Source organism: Stenotrophomonas sp. P5_A8, assembly GCF_056400545.1.
The window spans coordinates 1-3,343 of record NZ_JBFULB010000391.1; the positions used below are offsets into that span (position 1 = coordinate 1).

The 3,343-nt window shown below is 61.8% G+C and carries 2 protein-coding genes; both read right to left on the bottom strand.

The genetic code is table 11. The features are described 5' to 3' along the window. A partial coding sequence (locus AC1DQP_RS18480) for a pilus assembly protein (protein WP_478052202.1) occupies nucleotides 1-2,852 on the bottom strand: 2,852 nt, incomplete at its 3' end. Between the two features lie 10 nt (nucleotides 2,853-2,862). Next, nucleotides 2,863-3,343: pilus assembly PilX family protein (locus AC1DQP_RS18485; protein WP_478052203.1), on the bottom strand; the 481-nt coding region annotated here is incomplete at its 5' end.

The window sequence follows — 3,343 nt, forward strand, 5'->3', positions numbered from 1 at the left end:
ACAACCACCACCGACCCCAAGCCATTGCTGCCGGTAGGTACGCCGGCGCCGGACTCCACCGCTTCGATCATCGTCACCGTTGGGGTACCGGTCTTGATGTCCACCATGAACAGCACCGCCTTGCCGTTGGCGCTGTTGTAACCATTCCCGAACACAGCGCGCCAGACTGGCGTGCCGCTGCTGTCGAGCATCGGCACGATTACGGGCTTGGCCAGAACGTGTCCGATATTGTTCCGCACATCGGCAGAAAGCGCCGCGTCCAGGTCGCTGATTTCCCAGAGCTTGCTCCCCGTTCCGAACGTCGCGCCGGGGGTCACGTCCAAGGCGAACACACTGCGTCCACCTGCACCGGAGGCACCGACCAGCGTGGTATGCCAATTACCACCATAATTGCTGTCGGCCAAGGCGATCTTGCCGTCCACGTAGTAGCGGTGGTCGAATTTCTGGTCGTTGAGGTTTCGTGCGTCGTAAGGGAACAGCAGATTGCCCATGTGGCCCAGCGCGGTCGACGGGATATAGGCGAACGCCTCGGTACCGCCGCCGGAAATGGTATTGCCGGCCGCATCCATGCCGCCGTTGAAGGCATGCAGCATGCCGTCATTGGCCCCGACGTACACCATGTAATTGGCACGGGTCTTCTTTTGGGCGACATACGTCTGGTAGCTGGTGGCCAGCGTCCCGCCCAGACGACGGTACCCGTAGTCGTCGCCCGGCGCACTGACCACCGGACTGGAGTTGACGATGTCTCCCAGGCGGGTAGTGCGATCGCGTAGCTTGCCGCCGTTTTTCACTTCACCGGTCTGGTCGCCCTTGAGGTAGGCCACCGCACTGGTGATGTTCGCCCCAAGGGCCGTCACCGCAGCCGCGTTGCAGCGGGACATGCCCGGATACAGCGCGGCTGACTTCGTGCACAGATCGTCCAGCGTCACCGTACCCGCAGTGAAGGCGCGGGTGGTGCCGTCCTTGGTGAAGAACACCTGGCGACCGGTTGCAGTGAGCTGCGCGGCGGCCTCCCACATCGAGGTGTAGACGATCTCGCGCGCGGCATTGGTAGACACCTTGCTCGCTGTCAATCGACCGAACCAGTCAGTCCCTTCGTTGGCGATTTCATAGCTCGGCGAAATCGAAATGGAGCCGGAGCCCACACGAGCACCGCTGGACCCGCTGCCGCCGGAAGGCGAGGCACCCGACGTCACCGAAGACAGCACGCGGCGCATGGCAGTGGTGATTTCCTCAGGCGTTCGGGCGTTGATGTACTCGCCCCGCGTATTGACCGTGGCGTGCCAGATGTCGTCAACGGTGCTGCGCTGGTCATTCTCGCGCGGCGGCCAGTTGCCGTAGATGGACGCGTCGGTATACGGATCCTGGACCAGGTCCGGGTTGAACAGGTTGCCTCGTGCACCCAGCGTCACGCCATAGAAATTGATGTGCAGATTGGGCTGGCAGTCCAGACGCTTGTCCGGGTTGGCCCCCTTGCAAGCCTGCGGCACCGGCACCTTGCCCGCGGTCAGATCGGTGCGCAGCGGCGAACCGCCATTCACGTCGTTGTAGTACTTGGTCACGATGTCGGCCATGGTATTGGCATTGCCATCGCTGAACGGCGCGCCCATCGCACTGTCGGTGTTGCCGACAGTGGGGCCATCTCCGTTGCTGAAGCCGTCGGTGAACAGCATCACCGCATTCTTCTGGCACATCAGCTTGACCGGGGCACCTGCATCGGTGCGCGTCATCTGCAGGGCAGCCGCGTTGACGGCCTGGCGGTTCGGCGTACCACCACTGGCGGTCAGCGCAGTCATGTCGGTGTAAAGCGCCAGCTTGTCGGAGTTGTTGGCCATGTCACGCATGGCGAGACGCTTGGTTGTCGACGTGCCGCTGTCATAGCTGCCGTTCTGGTTGATCCGAAAATAACCGACACGCAGATTGTTGATGTCCGACAGCGAGCGGGTCATGCCGGCGATCATCGCGCGATTGCGGTTCCCGTAGTACGAGAACCAGTTCGCGAAGTTCTGCAGCGCCGCGGTATCGCCGGAACCGATGGTGTACCTCCACATGGCGCAATTGGTACCGCAGGCGTTGTCCACCTTTACCCGCGTGATGCCACTGTAGGCATTGGTCGCGCCCGGAATCTGTGGATAGGGATCATTGGCTGCGGTCCAGCGGACGTAAAACGTCGCCGGGGTGTACTGCATGTATACCGTGGCTACGCCATTGTTCCAGGTGTAGTCGGAGGTACGCTGATAGTTGGTGTTGTTGTAACGGTAGAACGTACCCGCGGGGATGACCATGCCATCCTGCATGCGGAACGAGTCCGCAGACGCCGTACTGTAGTACGGTGAGGCCAGTGCCACGGTCGTGGTGGCGCGGGGGTCGATGCGCGTCTCCAGCAGGCCCGCATCGCCGTAGGAAACACCACTACCGTTGACCCACGGCTCGTATTTTACCGAAGGGTTGTAATAGGTTGGATTGAACTGCGAGGAACGCGCGAAACCCAGCATATCGATCGGCGGGATGCCGTAGCGTCCGGTGTCGATACGCGGCCCCGGAAGCACGTGCAGATAGTCGCAGTTGCCCGACGTGTACAAACTGCCATTGGCGTCGAAGAAACTCTTGCGCGTGGTATTCCAGCAGCCCTCACCGTCCTGGCCCGGGAACTGGGTCTGGAATGTCATGGAGCCGGAGTCATCGACCGCCATGATGAACGCCGGTGCGGTCTGCACCTGGTTGTTCAGCGGAGCCTGCGCTAGTACACCCTGTGCCTGTGCAGCGATCAGCGTGTTGTAGCCGACCAGTGCGATACCCAGAGCCGCTACCGTGGAGGCAGCCGTAATCCATTTGAATCTGCGCGAAGCCATAGCCGCGTCCTCAGAGCTTGAAAATGGTGTCGACTACCGACGACGACGTCGGGCTGGCCGGGTTGTCTGYGGAGTAGCCGGTAATCTGGTAGGTGGCGGTCGGCTTGTCGTTGACCGGCGCGCCGCCGGCGTTCGAGTTGCCCGACGAATCGCCACCACAGGTATCAATCTGACGCACGTTTACTGCGGGAGCCGCAGTAAGACTGCGCTGACGCGCCCACTKCACCGAATCGAACCCGTCGCAATCCAAGCTGATCGCACTTTCGGTGTAGAGACTGCCGGCCGGGAGCGCAGTCCGGTTGAATACCGCCGCCGCGGTCGATTCCGCATTGCGCACGACACCCTCGGTATTCTGGAAGGACATGTTCACCGCGCGGTAGTTGGATGCCATCTTTTCCTGCATGCCCGCAACCTGCATACCCGCGATGCCAAGCAGCGCCAGCAGGATCAGCATGATCAGCGCCACGTACAGCACGGCGCCGCGTTGATGG